Source organism: Thalassotalea fonticola (assembly GCF_032911225.1).
Taxonomy (GTDB): Bacteria; Pseudomonadota; Gammaproteobacteria; order Enterobacterales; family Alteromonadaceae; genus Thalassotalea_A; species Thalassotalea_A fonticola.
In genome coordinates this window covers 4,729,910-4,751,281 of the sequence record NZ_CP136600.1, presented here as the reverse complement: position 1 = coordinate 4,751,281, position 21,372 = coordinate 4,729,910, and the positions used below count along the sequence as shown (strand labels likewise).

The 21,372-nt window shown below is 37.4% G+C and carries 11 protein-coding genes; 4 read left to right on the top strand and 7 right to left on the bottom strand.

The features are described 5' to 3' along the window. Positions 1 to 49: 49 nt before the first annotated feature. The 5 genes from RI844_RS19635 to prmB all read right to left on the bottom strand — a co-directional run bounded on the left by RI844_RS19635 (position 50) and on the right by prmB (position 8,974). Entirely contained in the window at positions 50 to 1,114 is a 1,065-nt protein-coding gene (locus RI844_RS19635; RefSeq protein WP_348396334.1) for an efflux RND transporter periplasmic adaptor subunit, read from the bottom strand. A gap of 10 nt (positions 1,115 to 1,124) precedes the next feature. After that, positions 1,125 to 4,250, bottom strand: coding sequence for an efflux RND transporter permease subunit (locus RI844_RS19630; protein WP_348396333.1), 3,126 nt, complete (start codon positions 4,248 to 4,250; stop codon positions 1,125 to 1,127). Between the two features lie 246 nt (positions 4,251 to 4,496). Further along, positions 4,497 to 6,854, bottom strand: a complete 2,358-nt coding sequence (locus tag RI844_RS19625) for a DUF748 domain-containing protein (RefSeq protein WP_348396332.1) — start codon at positions 6,852 to 6,854, stop codon at positions 4,497 to 4,499. A 92-nt stretch (positions 6,855 to 6,946) separates the two neighbouring features. After that, positions 6,947 to 8,035, bottom strand: a complete 1,089-nt coding sequence (gene aroC, locus RI844_RS19620) for a chorismate synthase (RefSeq protein WP_348396331.1) — start codon at positions 8,033 to 8,035, stop codon at positions 6,947 to 6,949. Between the two features lie 3 nt (positions 8,036 to 8,038). After that, a complete protein-coding gene (gene prmB / locus RI844_RS19615; protein WP_348396330.1) occupies positions 8,039 to 8,974 on the bottom strand; it encodes a 50S ribosomal protein L3 N(5)-glutamine methyltransferase in 936 nt (311 codons plus the stop codon). Between the two features lie 83 nt (positions 8,975 to 9,057). Between prmB and smrB the strand changes: the two genes are divergently transcribed. Then, positions 9,058 to 9,600, top strand: a complete 543-nt coding sequence (smrB, locus tag RI844_RS19610; protein WP_348396329.1) for an endonuclease SmrB — start codon at positions 9,058 to 9,060, stop codon at positions 9,598 to 9,600. 20 nt (positions 9,601 to 9,620) lie between these two features. On the opposite strand, the gene sixA is transcribed toward smrB, so the two are convergent. Beyond that, on the bottom strand, positions 9,621 to 10,097 hold the full coding sequence (gene sixA, locus RI844_RS19605; RefSeq protein WP_348396328.1) for a phosphohistidine phosphatase SixA: 477 nt from the start codon (positions 10,095 to 10,097) through the stop codon (positions 9,621 to 9,623). Positions 10,098 to 10,330: 233 nt separating this feature from the next. Between sixA and RI844_RS19600 the strand changes: the two genes are divergently transcribed. The 3 genes from RI844_RS19600 to RI844_RS19590 all read left to right on the top strand — a co-directional run bounded on the left by RI844_RS19600 (position 10,331) and on the right by RI844_RS19590 (position 18,456). Further along, positions 10,331 to 13,096, top strand: a complete 2,766-nt coding sequence (locus RI844_RS19600; RefSeq protein ID WP_348396327.1) for an insulinase family protein — start codon at positions 10,331 to 10,333, stop codon at positions 13,094 to 13,096. 200 nt (positions 13,097 to 13,296) lie between these two features. Further along, positions 13,297 to 17,832, top strand: coding sequence for an EAL domain-containing protein (locus tag RI844_RS19595; protein ID WP_348396326.1), 4,536 nt, complete (start codon positions 13,297 to 13,299; stop codon positions 17,830 to 17,832). Positions 17,833 to 18,087: 255 nt separating this feature from the next. Further along, entirely contained in the window at positions 18,088 to 18,456 is a 369-nt protein-coding gene (locus RI844_RS19590; RefSeq protein ID WP_348396325.1) for a hypothetical protein, read from the top strand. 761 nt (positions 18,457 to 19,217) lie between these two features. Here RI844_RS19590 and fadJ read toward each other — a convergent pair. Beyond that, complete coding sequence (gene fadJ, locus RI844_RS19585; RefSeq protein ID WP_348396324.1) at positions 19,218 to 21,368, bottom strand: fatty acid oxidation complex subunit alpha FadJ; 2,151 nt, start codon at positions 21,366 to 21,368, stop codon at positions 19,218 to 19,220. Between the last annotated feature and the right edge of the window lie 4 nt (positions 21,369 to 21,372).

The following is a 21,372-nucleotide window of genomic DNA, read 5'->3' as shown; positions in this document are numbered from 1 at the left end:
TGTATTAGTTATGTGCTTAAACTTGACTCTGACCCTAGCTTAAGTTTGGTTAATTTAGCTTTGCAAGCGCAATGACTTGTTGATCAATACGGACCGTTTGACCATCTTGTAAACGTTCACCGCCGCGAACAATAACTGTATCGCCAGCAACAATTTCTCCAGCTACCGATACCCACTGTCCTTCTCCCTGACCTACAATAACGTTAATTTTTTTGGCAACTAAATCATCACTTACCGTCAGTACAAATGTATCAGACTGCCTCAGTAATAATGCATCCCTTGGTATCATTAGCGCCTGTACTGGGTTTTGCTTTGGTAATGACACACTAACAGCAGTACCCGATAATAAGTCTAGATTAGTTGCAGCTAACCTAACATTGAAAGTGCGAGATGATTGGTCACCGGCGCGGCTCCATGTTCTAATAGGCAATTCGATCAATTGATCTTGCCATTTGACCTGCATTTGAGCCCCTTGCTTTAAAAATGGCGCAATCGATATTGGTGCCGCAATTTTGATATCAAGATCGTTAGGATCCACTAAAACTACCATAGGGCGGCCGATAGAAATTAATTCGCCGACATAAGCAAACCGCTCACTAATAAAACCTGAAAACGGTGCTTTAATTTCTGTTTTTTCAATGGCTAATTTGGTCTGTTTGATTTGCATTTGTTCGGCAATCATTTCATTTTGGGCGACAAGTAAATCTTTCTCTGTGCGCTCTAGTTCGCTTAATGCGGTGTTATTGGTTTCATTAAGCTTAAGTAAACGCTGCTTTTGTTTGGTTAAATACTCAACATTTGCTTGATATTGTTTTGATTTCGCCTGTTGTTGCGCCATTAATAGCTTTAAGTTTCGATTATCAATACGGGCGATCACATCACCCTGCTGAACGTGTGTGCCTATATCAACTATCCATAGCAACTGCCCTGTTTGCTCGGCAGAAATAGGGGCATTCATTCGGTTGACGACATTACCTGGCAGCCAAACGCGTGCCTGTACTTGTTCAACCTTTGCCGCTTCGATGCTCACTAGTTGCGCTTCATCTTCGGTCGCAACAGTGATGCTGCTTGCAAAGAACGTAATAGAAGCCAGAATTAATAAATATTTTTTCATCGTTTTATCCTTAAATTTTTGATTGTGGTTGAACCACTAACGCATTTAGCTCAGGTTCTATTACAGAGCTATTTAGTGAAGATTTTCGAAAGCCAAAATCATGGCGCTGTAAAAGTAACAAGCAAGGCAGTAAAATAATGGTAAATAAGGTACTTACCGCCAACCCGCCAACTATTACGGCTGCTAACCCACGATAAATCACGCTGCCAGCTCCTGGGATCAATAACAGCGGTAACATACCAAAGAAGCTTGTGCAGGTACTCATAAATATAGGGCGTAACCTTAAGCTTAAAGCTTGTTGTACAGCATCAACTCTACTCACCCCTTGTGCTTGAGCTAAACGAGTCTGATGAACAAGTAAAATAGCGTTGTTAACAACTAAACCAAGTAAAATAACAAAGCCAATCATGGTTAATAGATCAAGCGGTTGGAAAACAAAGACATTAAGTAATTGCAAGGCCAGAACGCCACCAACCGTAGCCAGAGGAATAGTGATAATAACCAATGCGCTGTCTTTAACTGACCTAAATAGAGCCGCCATTAATAAGAATAAAATCACCAATGCAAATAAGAAGTTTTCACTCATCACAGTAATGGCTTTTTCTAATTGATCGGCACTGCCACCATAAACAATTGAACCATCTGCTGGTAATGCCGCCTTTAATTTTGGGGCAACTTCATTTTTTAGCACCGCAATAGTTTCCTCTAGAGACCAGCCTGGAGGTGGGTTTACATTTAATGTGATGGTGCGATTACCATCAATACGAGTTAATCGGTTTGGTCCAACAGTACGGTTAATATCAACAAGTTCTGATAGTTGGGTAATATTACCCGCGCCAGTTACAACAGGAACGTCGCCTAAATTGTCAGGATCGTCCCACCCTTCTGAGCGAACGATAATATTTAAACGTTTACTGCCGTTAAAGTATTCTCCAGCGTAAACACCATCACCCAATGTTCTTACAACCTGTCCTAAATCTCGACGAGACCAGCCTTGCTCTAGTATATTTCTATCTTTGGGCGTTAACCTTAATTCTGGAGCCGACATTTCAGGGCTAGGATTAGCACTAACATTGGCTCCTTCAATGGCATCATTTACCCATTCTACTCCCTGACGAGCAGCATTCTGCAGCGCTTGGGTGTCTCGACTTTGTAAATGAATTTGTACTTGTCTGCCGCCACCAAAGCCACCAAATAAGTTGCCTTGTACTGCAAACGCTCTAGTGTCAGGTAAGTCGACAAGTATTTCGTCACGAACCACCCTTAAAAGTTCTTCAACTTGAGATTGATCTTTTGCTCTTACGCCTAACGCTCCACCAAAAGGCCCTGAAAATAAATAATAATTTTTAAGCGCTGGTTGTTTTTCGCCGTCCATGTAAGGTTTTAATCGTTCAATAATAGGATTTACCACCTCACGTTCAATAGTTTGTAAATTAGCACCTGGAGGAAATTGCAAATTGGCATCTATTGCATCACGCTTTACCGGTGGTAAATAATCTAGATTAGGTACGGTAAACACAGTAACAATTACAGGAAGGATCAACAGACTGGCTGATACGACTAAACGTTTTTTACCATTATTCGTTAATTTAATCACCCAATTGGTCATACCTTGCCAAATCGCTTGATTAGGATCCTTAACCTGTTGCTCTTTAATGAAGTATTTCGCCAATACCGGCAGCAATACCACTGCAACAATTAACGAGACCGAAACCGCAATAGCAATGGTTAAAGCCAAATCGCCAAATAATTGCCCTTCTATATCCTTTAAAAAAAATACCGGCAAGAAAATTGCCACTGTCGTTGCGGTAGAAGCTAATAATGCCCCCCAAACCTGTTTAGCGCCCTGTTCGGCACTGTCATGCACATTTAAGCCTTTATCACGCATCCTAAGGATATTTTCTAACACAACAATTGCCGCGTCCAAAACCATACCAACGGCAAATGCTAAACCAGCCAGTGAAATTACATTAAGTGAACGACCGGTAAGTTGTAATACAATAAAGGTGCTTAATAAACTAATAGGAATGGCCGTAGCAATAATGAATGTTGCTCGCGCCCGGCGAATAAAAAACCATAGCACTAAGAGCGAGAGTACCGCGCCAACAAATAGGTTACTGGTTACTAAATTTATTGCTCGATAAATAAATACTGACGCGTCAAAGGACTGGATCATGACCAGTTTCTTTTCCGCCAGTATTTCATTATTTAATAATTCAACTTCAGTCTTTACCCGGTTTAACGTATCTAATACGTTCGCGCCACTGACTCGGTCAATTCGCATTGAAAATGCCGGATTACCGTTTTGCACCGCGATCTCTTCTTTATCAGCACGGCCAACTACCACAGTAGCAATATCACCTAAACGAATATTGCGACCATTGCGGGACTCAAGAATTAACTGCGACAGCTCTTCTACTTCATACTTGCCATTAAAGCGTAAGGTATATTGTCTGCGCCCCACATCAATAAAGCCACCTGATATATCATTAGTTCCCGAGACTAAAGCAATAAGTTTCGGGATTTCAATACCAAACTCTGCAGCTTTAATTGGATCAAACCTAATTTGCAATTCTTGACGATTTTGACCATTGAACATCTGCACACTGGCAACGCCTTCTATTGCTTCAATTCTTGGACGAATAGAATCTTCAGCAAAATCGATATAATCGTCGATTTCATTTTCATTGCCAGGTAATGCTTGCAAAAAGAAAAAAGTTAACGCTGGATTGCCGCCGCCAAAACCACCTAACATGACCCTTGGAGGAGTTGCATCACGAGGTTGAGATTGAACTCGAGTCATGCGGCTAATCACTTCCATTAATGTTTCCTGCATGTTGGTATCGATGCCAAACTCCAAATTAATAAAGGCGCTGCCCCGATTGGCAAAAGCATTCATCGATTGCAATCCTGGTATACCGCGCAAGACTTTCTCTTGTGGCTCAAGTATTTCCGACTCTATTTCTTGTGGCGATGCTGCGCGCCATGAGGTTTGAATTGCTATGCGAGGGTTTTCAATATCTGGAAATAACTGTACCGGCAGTTTATTTAAACTAAGTAAACCGACCAATAATATTAAGGCCACAGCTACGGCGACTGCCGCGGGAGAATTTAACGCTTTCGAGGTGAGTTTCATAGTTTATCAATAACCAAGTGGTGTTAATTTGTTAACAATAATTTAACAACGTTTGATTATTTTGATATTCAGATAAGTTTAAATGAAGATTATTTACGATGAGTTACTTGCTAGAAATAGTTTGTAATACGCTGACACATTTTGACATGACTTAAACGATTTTCGCTAAACCTTGTCATTAAAACATTCCAATATTTTATTGAAATGTTTTAATTTACCAAGTCTGATAATTTCTTGAACTAGTTATTACATAGAAATATTCACGCCGCCAATACCATCTTTAAGGTAAGAATATTTACATAAAAACAATCTTTTAGGATTAATTTGTTTTTTTACAAAAAAACTTTTCAATGCCTGACTTCGCTGCTTTGCCAAATCGCCGACGGCAAATTTAACTTGTTCCTCGGATAAGCTGGGGTCCATCAGGATTTGTTGCTTATCTCGCTCATTACTTACTCCGCAGAAGGTAATGGTTAAATCTTTTTTGTTGCTCAGTAAGTCAGCCAGCTTAGTCGCATAAGGCTGTTGTTGAGCATCAATCACAGCAGAATTCGCCTCAAAAATCATGGGTTCAAACTCAATATGATTTGCAGAATCTACCGCGTATTCAGCGGCCATAACAATGGCACCATAAGGCTGCAAAGCATATTTTAGAAAACTGACCGATCCTTTTTGTAAAGCCTTTGATAATGACTTTTGAATGATCGAGCTTAAGCCAACTTCGGCATTGTTTAAATCGCCCTTAACCGGAATGCTTAAATCGATGTTGCCATCGCCATCTTCGAGCATTTCAATTGCCATAGGTAAAGGCAAAGTAGTTACTTGTTCATTACCATCAATATCTTTAATTTTAACTTTGCGTATTAGTAATTCGTTACTCATATCAATGACATTATTCTTGAGTGATAACTGAAAAACATGATCAAACTGGCCACTAGTAAATTGATAACCAACAAAAGGCTCAATATATGGAGATATCTCACTTAACGAAATGGCGTCAAGTTCACCTTTAGCTGTAATTGTAGGCTGTTCGGCAAATAACTGCCCTTCACCGCTCACCTGTATTGTTGAAAACTTTCCAAGTCTCGCTTGAACATCAAATTCAGACTTGGAATCTGCATTGGTAGGTTCTAAATTCGCCAATAATACTTTATCAATAGATATTACGGTCGATATATTATGAGTTTCTTTTCGTTGAGAAATTTTGATCTTGCTTTCATCTGCTATCAGAAACTGACTTATATTAAGGGTTAATCCAGTATCTAATTCCGTTTCAGCTTGTTCTTTATTTGGTAATTGAACTTCAGTCTTTTCAATGGCACCTGCCTGCAAGTCATTTACTGTATTGTTAAGTTGGACTGTATTGATAAGAGAGCCTTGTTGATCAAAGTTAAACAGCCCCTGTACAGACGAAAGCATAATTTGTTCTATATCTAAAGAATTCAACACAGGTTCAAATTGCACATTTTTGATTAAGGTACGCTTACTACCCAATAAACTATGATTCGTTCCAGAATTCTCAACTGCGCTAAAACCTTCCAAAATGAGCGTATCTAACGACAACGTTAATGCATCGGTTAGCTGCAGCTTATTTAACTGAACTGAATCAATGGAAAGCAGAGAATATTGTTGTTTACCATCAACTATTTGAACATCCTTTACATCTATATTGTGACTACTATCGAAACTTAACTTTGAATCACTTAACGTTAGGTTGCTGGAAATTAAATTTTGAATTTTATCTATCGAGATGTTCAGTGGATTATATGATGCCTGTAGTTGCTCTATATTTATTTCACCATTAACCGACATGTGCACCGTGCTTTTATTTTCTCGGTAGCCACTAAAATCAAGCTTGGTTGAGAAGGAACCATTTAGTTGTGCTACATCTTTGGGTGTTAATTTAGATAAGCTAGATAAATCAAATTGTTCAATTTCAATGTTACCTTCCAATGTTGGTGTTGCAGCTAATGGTTCAGCTTGTAGATTAACATTGATCTGATTGCCGTTAAGTTTAGCTGCAATGAGCAATTGCACAGGGTTATCATGCCATGTAGAGGCACGTGTTAGCTTAAATTCTTCAATGAGTAATCCACCTTCAAATTTAGGCGTACTAATATTGACATTAACATTACTAAAGCGGATTAAATCTACATCTAAATTGGGGACTTTCAAGCTGTCATCTTCGGGCTCAGTTGAAGGCTCTACCTCAGTTATCTCATTTCCCTGTTGAATAGGGAAAACAACTTCAAGTTTACCATCTTCATCTTGCCTTACTGCTAAGGATGCATCTTCAATCTCTAATAACTCGGTAGTTAAACCGCCGCTAAAAAGGCCTTGCCAACGATAATTAGCTCGCATTAATCCAATAATCAGTTTTTCTTCGCCTTGATGAATTAAATGTACTTTTTTAAAGACTATTTCGCCCTGAAAGATATTTACATCTACATCATCAATACTGGCCTGCTCAAATCCTTGCTTGGCAATATTATTCAGGATCCAAAATTGTACGATATACGGGAGAAATATGATAAAGACCAAAATACTAAACAGAATAGAAAATTTGATCTTGTTGGTTTGTATTAACTGTAATAACCAAGACATAAGAAAACTTTAACGTGAAGAGAGTATTAACAATAAATAAATTAGGGTCAGAGTCAAGTTATCACCGCAAAACTTGACTCTGACCCTAGTTTTTATTCAATAATAGGTGTTGGGCAATTTACATCGCCATTTTGTGCGATATGACGTAAATAATGATCCATTATCGTGATTGCCATCATAGCTTCAGCAATAGGTACTGCGCGAATACCAACACAAGGGTCGTGACGACCACGAGTGATGATATCTGCTGGCTCACCTTTAATATTGATAGTTTTACCACTTACACCAATGCTTGATGTTGGCTTTAACGCAATATTGGCAACTATATCTTGGCCAGAAGAAATCCCACCCAGTACACCGCCAGCAGAGTTTGATAAAAATCCATTCGGCGTCATTTCATCTCGGTGCTCTGAGCCCTTTTGGTTTACACAGGCAAAGCCATCACCAATCTCAATGCCTTTAACCGCATTAATACTCATTAATGAATGGGCCAGTTCAGCATCTAATCGATCAAATACAGGTTCACCTAGCCCAACAGGAACATTGGTAGCAACAACTTTTACGGCTGCGCCAATAGAATCTTTCTCTCTCAATATGCCACGTATAAGCTCATCTAACGCGTCAATTTTGCTTACATCGGGGAAGAAAAACGGATTATTTTCAACTTCATTCCAATCATAGGTGTCAGCATAAATATCACCAATTTGGCTCACACAGCCTTTTATTTCCATACCCAACTTTTGCTTAAGGTATTTTTTAGCAATTGAGCCCGCGGCAACACGCATTGCGGTTTCACGAGCAGATGAACGACCACCACCACGATAATCTCGAATACCGTGCTTTTGCCAGTAAGTATAGTCAGCGTGACCTGGACGGAACATTTGTGAAATTTCGCCGTAGTCTTTTGAACGTTGGTCGGTATTTTCGATCATTAATCCAATAGGTGTACCGGTGGTTTTACCTTCAAAGACCCCTGATAGGATTTTAACTACATCTGCTTCTTTGCGTGCTGTTGTATAACGAGAAGTACCGGGTTTACGACGGTCAAGATCAAGTTGTAAATCTTCTTCGCAAAGTTCGATGCCCGGAGGGCAACCGTCCACAATTGCCCCCAGAGCCAAACCGTGACTTTCACCAAATGTTGTTACGGTAAATAGTTTTCCAATTGTATTACCAGCCATAATTTACTTCTTCGCCTTTTGTTCAAATAATTCTTTGTGTTGCAATAATTGTTGTTGGATTAGCTTAAACACACCCAAGCCGCCGTGTTCAAATTCAATCCAGGTAAAATCTACTTCCGGATATTCTGCGCATACATGTAACATTGAATTACCAACTTCACATATTAATACGCCTTGTTCAGATAAGTGCTCACTAGCTTGTGCCAATATAGTACGGACAATGTCTAAGCCATCATCACCACACCCTAACCCCATCTCTGGCTCATGGTGAAACTCATCAGGCATGTCACCAATATCATCTGCATCTACGTAAGGAGGATTAGTGACTATCAAATCATACTTGCCCCTAGGAACACCAGAGAAAACGTCAGATTTTATCGGAATAACTTGTTCATTTAATTCATGGTTATGAATATTTAAACTGGCAACGTCTAATGCATCATCAGATAAATCCAGGGCATCAACTTCTGCCTCAGGAAATGCATACGCACAAGCAATAGCAATACAACCACTACCTGTACATAAATCTAATATGCGAGCAGGCTCAGCTGAAATTTGCTCAGCAAACTTTTTATCTATTAACTCGCCAATCGGCGAGCGCGGAACCAGTACTCGTTCATCAACATAAAAAGGTAATCCGGCAAAATAAGCTAAGTTAGTTAAGTAAGCCGCTGGGATACGCTCATCAATACGGCGTAGAATTAAATTAATAACCGCTACTTTTTCAGTTTTGGTGAGTCTGGTTTGCATAATGGCGTTATCCATGTTGCCAGGTAGGTGCAAAGCGAACAGAGTTAAATTAACCACTTCATCCCAGGCATTATCACTGCCATGGCCATAGAACAGGTCAGCCTCATTGAATCGGCTAACACCCCAACGTAAAAAGTCGGCAATGGTGCGCAAATCGTTAGTGACTTCATCAATATTTAACTCAAGCAAAGTTGGCTCCTATATATACCCTTTACCATTGAAAATACGGGTATTCAGTGTTATTTAAACTTTAAATCACTTACACTGTAGCAATGAAATTTAAAGATGTTCTCAATGAGAACGAAAAAAGTTTATTTAAAGATGCTATAGGTAAGGTTAAGCCTATTAAGCAGGACACAATACACCCGCAAACCCTTGTCAGCAAGAAGAAAAGTATACAACAAAAGCAAAAAAAAGAGTTTGAAAAACAGCAGTTTTTCTTTTCTGATGAATTTGAGCCTATTTTAGAAAGCAAAGGCCCAATGAAATACGTTAAAGAAGGTGTCGATGCCTTTGAGGCTAAGCTTTTACGGCGCGGTGAATATACGCCTGAACTTATCCTTGATTTACACGGATTAAAACAGCAAGAATCAAAACAAGAAATAGCTGCAGTGCTCGCTGCTTGCCTAAAGCAACATGTAAATTGTGTATGTATTATTCATGGTATTGGCAATCGTATATTAAAGACTAAAGTACCACATTGGTTGGTACAACATCCTGATGTGATGGCATTTCACCAAGCACCTCTTGAATATGGCGGAGCTGGAGCCCTCTTGGTTTTAGTTGATTTAAAAGACGATTTCTTTTGTAAATAACCAGCCTACTCAAAAAATAATTAGCAAAAATCTTCAGGGCTAACATGCTTTACGATATGCCCAGCCATAAGTTTAGTATTGTAATTAATTTGGGCAATCGCCGCGGTGGCAAAAATTGGTGCGCTTTTCTCAAATGACATTTCAGCCAAGAGATAACTCACTAGCGGCATATGTGAAACAATTAATACATTACTGTAACGTTCAAGGGTCATCATACCATCTAAGTAGTCATGGACTGCGCTTGCTGAGCCGGCGGGAGTGATCAAATCTAAGGTTTGCAAAGCAGCACTGGCATTTAATTCTGCCTTTAAGGTTTGTGCTGATTGTTGAGTTCTAAGGTATGGACTAACAAAGATCGCATCAAATTCTACAGCTTCATTGGCTAACCACTTTGCCATTACCTTTACTTCTAAAACGCCTTGCTCGGTAAGCGGACGTTGTTCGTCAATATGGACTTTCGTGTCTGCATCGCCGTGACGCATGATAAATAAATTCATTGTTAATTCAGTCTTTGACTGTTAATGCTTGCCATTCTTTAAATGCTTCAACAAAGATAGAAATGGCACTGCTTTGATTTTAGGCAATAATAAAGAATTACTTGCCATAGATAAACAGTAGTTCAGAAATAAATTATTATCAGGTATATTTGTATTTCAATCATTAAACTTATAGTCATTTAAACTAATTGTTTTTAAACAAATTGTTTAAATAATTGGCAACGGAGCCTTTATTGAAGCAAAGTCCAAACGATCCTAAACAATATAAGCCATTTACGTTAGCAAATGGCTTACGCGTGTTATTAATTGAAAACAGTGAGTCTAATCGTAGCGCAGCTGCCCTTGCTGTAAATGCCGGGCATTTTGACGATCCTAGCGACAGACAAGGATTAGCTCACTTTTTAGAGCATATGCTATTTTTGGGTACGGAGAAATACCCCGAAAGTGGTGAATACCAGCAATATTTATCGCAACATAACGGCTCTAGCAATGCTTGGACGGGAACCGAACATACCTGCTTTTATTTTGATATTAATCACCAACACTTTAATGATGCAATCGATCGTTTTAGTCAATTTTTTACTGCCCCGCTGTTATCTCAAGAATTTATTGAAAAAGAAAGACAGAATATTGACGCCGAGTTTAAGTTAAAGCTTAAAGACGATATGCGCCGTATTTATGATGTTCACAAAGAAACCATTAACCCCGAACATCCATTTAGTAAATTTTCTGTGGGCAGTTTAGACACACTTTCAGATAGAACAGATAGCTGCTTAAAAGATGAAGTTACTCGTTTTTATAATGAACATTATTGTGCTCAGCGGATGACACTTGCCATTGAAGGTCCACAACCTATTGCCGATTTAGAACGTTTAGTTATTGAAAAATTCTCAGCTATCCGGTCAGAAATACAGCCCAAAATTAAAGTTAGTGAACCACTTTATAAAAAAGAACATCTTGGTATATCGGTTGATATAAAACCGGAGAAAGATGATCGCAAGCTTATTCTAAGCTTTGCCATGCCAGGTATAGACACTTCGTATTTGTACAAACCGGTCAGTTATTTAAGTTACTTGTTAGGCCACGAAGGCAGCGGCAGCATTTTAGCCTATTTAAAAAACAAGCAATGGGCAATGGCATTAACCTCAGGTGGTGGTGTTAATGGTGCAAATTTTAAAGATTTTAATATAAGCATACGTTTAACTGAAGAAGGAGAACAACATCAAGATGAGATTATAGCCTTGGTGTTTGCCTACATTCAGTTGATGAGCAAAACAGGTATTAATGACACTTACTTCAATGAAAAAAAGGCCATCTCAGAATTCTCGTTTCAATATCAAGAAAAATTAAAACCGCTAGACTCAGTGAACCAGTTAGTCATTAATATGCAACACTACCCTGTTCATGATTACATTTATGGTGATTATGTAATGGCCGAGCTAAAACCTGATTTAGTCGCCGAATTTTTAGATTATTTACGACCTGAAAATATGCGTATTATTCGCATTAACCAACATGTAACTACCGATCAAATAAGCCATTGGTATAAAGTCCCTTATAAAAAATCGGCTATTGACAGCAACTTAATCGTACATTGGCAAAGTGATCTCTTATTTAAAGAACTAAGCTTACCCAAACCTAACCCTTATATTGTGAATAAACCAACATTAGTGCCTGCCAAAGATGAAATATCGGTACCTGCATTGATTAAAAACAAACCAGGCTTGAAAGTGTGGTTTAAACAAGACTGCTCATTTTTTGTACCAAAGGGGCAAATATTTATTGGCATTGACTCAACCGTTGCGGTTGAAAGTAAAGCACATATCGCCATGACTCGCTTGTTTGTTGAGTTATTTAGTGACTCAGTACTTGAACAGAATTACCACGCAGAACTTGCTGGTATTCATTATCATTTATATCCACACCAAGGCGGCATGACCTTGCAGCTATCTGGCATAAATGAAAAGCAGCCGTTGTTGCTAGAAAACCTTCTCGATAGCATAAAAGATCATTCCTTAGCGATTGAAAGATTCAAATTATTTAAAAAGCAGTTAGTGGTTAATTGGCGTAATGCCGAAAAGAGTAAATCAATTTCACAATTATTTGCTAAATTAAGTGCATTAATGAAACCCTACAGCCCAAGCGGCAAAGACTTAGCGGCAGCGTTGGAGCAAGTCAGCTACGAAAATTTCACCGATTTTTGTGAAGCATATTTCAACAAACTATGCATAGAAGTGTTCATTTACGGTAACTGGTTAGAACCACAAGCTAAAAGCATGGCTAAGTTAATCAGCGCTAAACTCTCTGAACATTTAGACGAGAACGAAGGTGTAAGTAGCAAAGTCGTTGACTATAAAGGTAAAGGCAAAAGTTTACTACCGCTACACATTCCTGATCATGACTATGCCAGTGTTATATATTACCCAATGGAAAATGACGATGTGCAAAGTGTAGCTTTAACTATGGTTACCAGTCATTTATTGTCACCGCACTTTTTTCATCAAATGCGTACCGAACAACAATTTGGTTATTTAGTCGGAGTAGGCTACGTTCCGATGAACCGATTTCCAGGTGTAGCCTTTTACATCCAGTCTCCTGACACTACAGCAGATGCTCTATTTTCAGCTATGGATGATTTTATTAATGAGTTTGATGTCAACATATCAACTGATGAATGGCAGCATTTACAACATGGTTTAATTGGACAACTGCAAGAGAAAGACACCAGTCCAAGAATAAAAAGCCAACGTTACTGGGTCAGTATATGTAATAAAGATTATGGTTTTGATCAAAAGGAACAACTGGTTAAAGAAATAGAAAATTTAACACTTACAGACATAGCTGACTTCATCAAAAACAAACTTGCTAACAACAAACCGGTCGATAAAATTTGCCTAGCTTCCGTAAAGCATTCTGACGAACTTGCTTATTTATTAAATAATAACCGAGTAATCAACGACATTGATGTTTTTCATCAAAAAAACATCTATAAGTCGTAGCAAAATAATCCACTATTAGGTCAAGAATAAACCGTTGAAATTAATGACAATTTTTTTACAAAACATTCACCTTTTAATCACCTTCTAATTGTTTTAAGATATTATTTGCATAATTAATAAATACAGTGTTTTTTTTACTTATTTATTATTAAAAAATAAGTTCCAGTTTTTGGAACAAAGCACTACGCAAAAGGCCTTGTGTGCAGTTTAAAAACAATAACAAGAAAAGCTTTAATGCTCTGAACGTATTCCAATTACTTATGGTGGCTCTGCTTACCATTTTTTCTGTTGCTGCAAACTCATCTTCACAAACACCAATCAAATTTCAACAATTGTCTAAAGAACAAGGACTTTCCCAAAGTACGGTTTATTCAATAACTCAAGATAATGAAGGTTTTATTTGGCTTGCTACCCAGGATGGTTTAAATAAATATGATGGATATGACTTTTCTTATTATAGAAATGAAATTAATAACCCCAACTCTCTGTTACACAACTTAGTTCGTGTAGTATTTGTCGATAGTCAGAATAATTTATGGGTTGGTACACAAGCAGGCCTCAGTAAATACGACCCTGAACTTGATCAATTCAGTAGCCCTTATAATAATTTAAAAAGTAGTCCTATATGGAGTATCGATGAAGATCATGAAAACAACCTTTTAGTTGCTACTGCTGACGATCTTTTCAAGCTGAATAAAAAGTCAGACACGTTTTCAAAAGTCAATTTTCGTACACATTCAAAAAACATCAAAGAAATTAAAACTATTTTTCAAGATGAAAATTCCCAGTATTGGCTTGGTACATTCGAAAAAGGCTTATATATAGTTAATAAAGATTTCAACTTTATTTCTCCAATTAATGGGGTAAATAAATGGCACTTAAATATAGATGCCAAGGGGATATTTGAAATTAAAAAAATAGAAAATAACTATTGGGTAGCGACTGATAATGGCATTTTTGTAGTTGATAAAAATTATAAACTCGTAAAACATATAACCCCTTTAGATTACGGAGTAAATTCTTTAGCAGGTAAAACAAGAACACTAACACAAGTAAATAATTATGAAGTGTTGATTGGCACTGAAGACGGCCTTTATAGTTATAATTTAATTGAAGACACGCTTAGCTCTAAAGCTATATCTAAATTAGATTCTAGCCACTTGGACATTAAATTTGTTTATTCTGTATTTAAAGACCGAGCGGATTCAATTTGGGTTGGTACCTACCAAAGAGGAGCAAATAAATCTAATCAGGCGTATTCACTTTTCGCCCATTATTTATCTAATGATAATAAAAACCCCAAAACGGTTCTAGGCTTTGCTGAATTATCTAATGGAGATATTTGGATTTCCACCGAGCTTAATGGTTTATATTCAATTGACTCAACTACAAATGAAATTGTAAAAGCTCCTTTAGAAGATTTTGGTAGATTAAATGCCTTTTTTCCAGACGATAAAAATAATTTATGGTTAATAACCTACGAAAATGACCTGATATATTTCGATATTAAAAACAATAAACTAACAAAACATGAATCATTCAAAGGTTTGGGAATAAGCACCCATGATAGAATTGACTTCACCTACCTGAATAATGAAATTTGGTTTGGTTCCACCAATTCAACCATTCATCGATATTCTCTGACTAATAAAAGCCTTTCATCCTTTAAGATCAGTGATAAAACACAAACTTTATATACTTTATCAGTAACCTCGAACAATGAAATTTGGGTGAACAGCAACCAAGGAAAAGTTTATAAATTCAGCCCATTTTTACAATTATTTACTGAAATTAAATTACCACCAAACAAAATAATAGCAGAAAATAATATTACAAATATTAATGAACTAGAAGGTTATATTTGGCTTGGTTTTTGGAATAAAGGCGTAATTTTATATGACAAAAGTAAGAAAAAATATTTCAACTTTAATGAAGGTACAGGGTTAGCCAATAATTTTGTTGCAGACTTTTTATTAGATAATAATGGTAATGCATGGGTTAGCACCAATAAAGGAATCAGTAAGATAGATCCAATAACAAAATCAATAATCAATTTTGATTCTAGTGTTGGCTTACAATCTGAAGAGTTTTCTGAAGACTCATCTTTAAAAAGCCTTCAGGGTAAACTTTTCTTTGGCGGAGTTAACGGCTTTAATAGCTTTTTCCCTGAAGATATCAAAACTGATTCTCAAAACATTTTAAAACCACTTTTTACTAAGTTAAGAATTACTAATAAAGAAGTCCTTATAAATTCCAATAAAAATAAAGGTAATAATTATACGCTCCCAGCTCAACTTTATAAACTTTCAGAAATTACATTAAATTATGATCAATCTCCATTTTCTATCGAGTTTTCTTCTACAAATTCGAGTATCCCTGAACAAGTCTTATATAGATATAAACTGATTGGTTTAGATGAACATTGGATTGAAACCAACTATAAAAATAAGAGAGCGACATATACTAATTTAAGTGCTGGCAGTTATCCTTTTATTATAGAAGCCTATCATTCCAGTTCTAAACAATATATTTCATCAAATCAATTAATGATTAACATCCTCCCTCCTTGGTGGAAAACAAATACTGCATGGGCCGTGTATATTCTGTTGGCGTTTTTCGTAATTTATTATTTCATTCGCCAAGCTCAAAATAAAGAGCTCACAAATATAAAGATTAAGGAATCTGAAGAACGCTTAAAGTTAGCATTATGGGGCTCTGGCGATGAAATGTGGGATTGGAATTTAAAAACCAATCAAATGTTTCGCTCAAACATTTGGGGCATCTTAGATTTTCCAATGGAAGGGTCTGAAACAACGGCTGAAGGTGAAGAACGTCGTAATATACACCCTCAAGATTACCCACGAGTTAAACAATTATTGCTTGAACATAAAGCAGGTAAATCAGAGCATTACGAAGCTGCATACCGAGTTAAAGATAAAACCAATAATTGGTTATGGGTATTAGACCGGGGTAAAATAGTTGAGCGTGATGAAAATGATTCGCCATTACGTATGACCGGTACTTTAAAAGACATCAGTCAAATAAAGGCCAATGAAGAAAGCTTAAAACTTTTCGCTAAATGTATTGAAAACATATCTGATGCTGTTGTTGTCTATGACAATCAGTTTAAACTGGTAGATTGTAATATTTCTTACCAGACGATCACTGGGCAAACTCGATCAGAATCATTAGGACAGTTGTTAGCGTTTAATTCTTACCCAGATAGTTTTTTACAGAATTTGAAAAAAAATCTTCTATCCCATGGTACTTGGCAAGGGGAAATCGAAAGTAAACGTTCAACCGGAGATTCTTATTTAATTGATATCACCATAGATATTATTCGCGATGAAAACGACAAAATATCACACTTTGTCGGTGTATTCTCAGATATAACCAAACGTAAAGAAACTGAAGCTGAACTACGTAAGTTGGCAAACTCAGACACATTAACCGGCTTACCGAACAGATCTTTCTTCCAGGCAAATCATTCGCAATTGGTAAGCCAAGATACAGAACATGCCCTGCTTGTTTTTGATTTAGATAACTTTAAAAAGATCAACGACTCACTAGGCCATCAAATTGGTGATGTACTGTTATGTAAAGTAACAGAGCGCATAGCAACCATAGGTAATATTAAAGATACCTGTTACCGCTTAGGTGGTGATGAGTTTGCGTTAATACTTGAAGGGACTAATGATGTTCATAAAATCACTTCTATTGCCGATGAAGTATTAAATACTATTGTTGAGCCTTATTATATTCGCCAACAAGAAATTTCGTTGTCTTGTAGTATTGGGATAGTGTTATTCCCTGATGATGGCGCAAATTCGCACGAGCTGTTGAAGAATGCTGATACTGCTATGTATCACGCAAAAGATAAAGGTGGCGATACCTATCAATTCTTTAACGACTCTATGAACAAACAAGCCGTAAAACGCTTACAAATAGAAAACTTAATACGCCATGGTTTAAAAGAAGATTTATTCTCGGTGTTTTATCAACCTAAAATTGATGTTGCCAGCGGCAAAGTAAAAGGCATGGAAGCCTTAGTTCGTTTTGAAGCCGGTAAAAAAGGCATTATTCGCCCAGATATCTTTATTCCAATTTCAGAAGAAACTGGCCAAATTATTGAAATTGGCGAAATTGTGTTACGTAAAGCATGTTTAGCGACTAAAGCTTGGTTAGATAATGGCATGTTTGAAGGCCGCATAGCGGTGAACCTTTCAGCCGTGCAATTTAGACAGCCTAATTTAGTTCGGGTTATTGCCGAAATTTTAGAAGAAACCAAGTTGCCGGCAAAACACCTTGAACTTGAGATCACCGAAGGGACGGTAATGAACTCTCCTCAAGAGGCGATTGAACTGATGCATCAAATTAGGAAGATGGGGATTAATTTATCACTTGACGATTTTGGTACCGGTTATTCATCTCTCGCCTATTTGAAACAATTCCCACTTAATACCTTAAAAATTGATAAAGCCTTTGTCGATGATATAGAGACCTCTGAAGAAGGTAGGAACATGGTTGCCACCATTGTGACTATCGCTCACAATTTAGGTATGGATGTTGTTGCCGAGGGTGTAGAAACAGAAAGCCAACTTAAATATCTTAAAACGGTTAACTGTGAACAAATGCAAGGTTATTTATATTCCAAACCTTTAGCAGAAGAAGACTTTAGTCGTTATCTTCTTTCTCATATCATCACTAATAAATCGACACCTTACAATAATATATAACTATCAAAATTAATTAACTGACTTGAGAAAACCTTGTTTAATGATCAAGGTTTTATTTTTAGCTGCAATTTATTTTAAACACTTCCCAATTACCCCCCCTAAAACTAAACACGATAAAAATACCATTCTCAGACCTGATATTAAAATCTAGTAAAAACAATTCATTAAGTTTTCTAGCATTATTTAAATGTTGGCACGTTATTAGCTTAATTATTCCTATAGATATATTTATTTAAAATAAAAATAGGAAATACCATGCTTAGTTCATTAATTTTATCAGTATTACTTTCAACCGGTGCTCCAGCAAATGATTTGAGCCTCATTGAAACAGCAAGCAACAAGATTCGCATTCAGCCTACAGCTAGCAACAAGATTCGCATTCAGCCTACGGCTAGCAACAAAATTCGCATTCAGCCTACGGCTAGCAACAAGATTCGCATTCAGCCTACGGCAAGCAACAAGATTCGCATTCAGCCTACGGCAAGCAACAAGATTCGCATTCAGCCTACGGCAAGCAACAAGATTCGCATTCAGCCTACGGCAAGCAACAAGATTCGCATTCAGCCTACGGCAAGCAACAAGATTCGCATTCAGCCTACGGCAAGCAACAAGATTCGCATCTAGGAGATAAGACAATGATTGCAATGATTAAAACTATATTTACTTCTAAAACAACTGCGAAACAAGTTGCAGATAGTATTGAGATTCGTGAAATGTCAGCAAGCAGCTGGTGGTCATAAGCCTTTATTAATAAGGTATTGAGGTGATTATGTTAAAAGTATTTAAAGCTATATTTGGCACAAAGAAAATAACAAAAGCCCCGGCAAGAATTGAAGTGTATGAAATGACCGCTTCGAACTGGTGGTCATAACGAACTGAGCAATTTTCAACGTATAGGTATTTGTTTACTGATGAGTTTATAAGGACTATGCGTTGAAGATACCAAACTTAGTACCAAACCTTTTAAAGGTTTTCATGCGTTTCTCCATGCAGAACATTGGCCATACTAAAGGTCCTAATACAAAACCAGCCGTAGCCCAACGTTTACGCCCCATTCCGGACTGTAGAGCTTGGCAATAAAAGAATACGGCACATAGTAAGGATACAGCAACAAACAACATATTTAACTCTACAAGGCTTATAGGACAACGTTAAGGCGCGCAGTATAACAAATAGACTATTTACACTAAAGTAGTTTAAACATGTTTTTTGCGTATATTTGTTAACCCCTTGTAACCATTCAATATAATAATTCATCGATAAATTACAAATTTAAACCACCCATCGAAATTTACATTCCATCATACTGAAGTAAAAAAAGAGGCAATAAATTGCCCCTTAGTCGATAAAGCGGCAATTGCTTACCGCATTTTATTAATTATTTATTAATAACAAGTTTGACTAGTTTCTGCCATTTTAACTAATGCTGCACATGGTTCGAAATGATCACCATACTTTTCTTTATAAGTTGTTAACTTTTCAACAACTGTGGTGGCGCCTAAACTATCAAGGTATCTAAATGGTCCGCCGATAAACGGAGGGAACCCTATACCGAAAATTGTTCCTATATCGCCATCTCTAGCATTGCGGATAATCCCCTCATCTAAACAACGCACAGCTTCATTCACCATTAACAGTACACAACGCTGATGAATTTCTTCAGCTGTCAATTTGCTGGTTGGTTGAATACCTAATAATGAATAGACACTTTCATCAACATCTTTACCGTTGGCTTTTTTGCCAACGTAATTATAAAAGCCTTTTTTAGTTTTACGGCCTTTACGATTGTCATCAATCAGTTTATCAAAAGCATCAGGAGCTTTAAATCGCTCGCCTAACTCAGCGACTAAAATTGGACTAATTTTAGCACCAATATCAATACCTACTTCATCTAGTAATTTGATCGGACCAACAGGAAAACCAAACTTAACTAACGCCCGGTCAATTTTTTCTATTGGCTCACCAGCTAATAAAATATTGGCCGCTTCATTAACGTAGGGCGCTAAAATTCGATTTACATAAAAACCGGCTTTATCTTTAACAACAATAGGTGTTTTACCCTGGCGCTTAGCATAAGCAACTGTTGTAGAGATAGTTTCGTCGGATGTTTTCTCATGAGCAATAATTTCAGCCAGTGGCATTTTGTCTACAGGTGAGAAATAGTGAAGGCCAATAACATTTTCAGGCTTAGCTGCTTTTGCTGCTATTTGGTTAATTGGTAATGAAGAGGTGTTACTGGCAAAGATTATTCCATCTTTGCAGTTTTCTTCAATATCGGCCACCATAGACTGCTTAAGCGCTAAATCTTCATATACTGCTTCAATAATTAAATCAGCATCTTTAAATCCGCTATAATCTACAGTCCCAGTGACCATATTCAGCTGCTTTTGCATGGTACTGCTGGACATAAACCTGCGTTTCACTTTTTTATTTAAAATATCAAAACTGTACTTAAGTGCATGTGAAATGCCGGTATGATTGATATCTTTTATACGCACCGGCGTTTTAGCATTATTTGCTGAAACATAAGCAATACCGCCGCCCATTAAACCGCCGCCTAACACGCCTACTTTATTTACTTTAACTGGCGCGACGCCAGCAACGCCCTGCTCTTTTTTCATTTCCGTTGTAGCAAAAAACAAATTACGCAACTGTTTAGATTCTGGCGTTTGGGTGAGATCGCCAAAGTTATTTGCCTCTATGGCTAAACCTTTCGTGATGCCTTTTTCATAGCCAGTGCGGATACAGTCGATAATTTTTAAAGGCGCAGGATAATTGCCTTTAGTTTTGGCTAGCACCGTCTTTGTCGCCTGATCGAACACTATCTTTCTGCCCCAAGGGTTAGACTCCAATGCTTTTTCAACAAAGTTCACTTTTCTATTAGCTTTGCGTTTACCGTTTTGTGCCATTTTAATGGCAACATCTAATAGAACTGAATTGGGTACTACATCTGACACTAGGTCCGCTTTTAATGCTTGTTTCGCTCGTAATTGCTTACCTGTTAGCATCATATCTAAAGATTTTTGTAAGCCAACGAGTTTTGGCAACCGCTGCGTACCACCGCTACCAGGCAGTAAACCAAGTTGTACTTCTGGTAAACCTAAAACAGTTTTATTCGAGTCACTACACACGCGCATATGACATGCCATAGCAAGCTCTAAGCCACCGCCTAAACATGGGCCGTTAATAGCAGCAACAACAGGAATAGGTAATTGCTCAAGTTGGTTGAAGATCATTTGGCCACCTGCTGCAATTTCAATTGCTTGCTCGGCAGTTTCACATTTATCCAACATGCTGATATCTGCGCCGGCAACGAAAGAGTTACTTTTACCGCTATAAATAACTAAACCGGTAATTGAACTATCGCTTTTAACTTGTTGCAAAATATCTTGTATTTGCTCAGCAAACTCTGCCTTGAGTACGTTCATAGTCTCATTCGGCACATCAATTTTTAACAGCGCAATACCATTATCTTGTGGTGTTAACGTAAACGTAGAATTTCCTGTTTGAGTTGTTTCTTTAATCGCATCAGTCATGTGC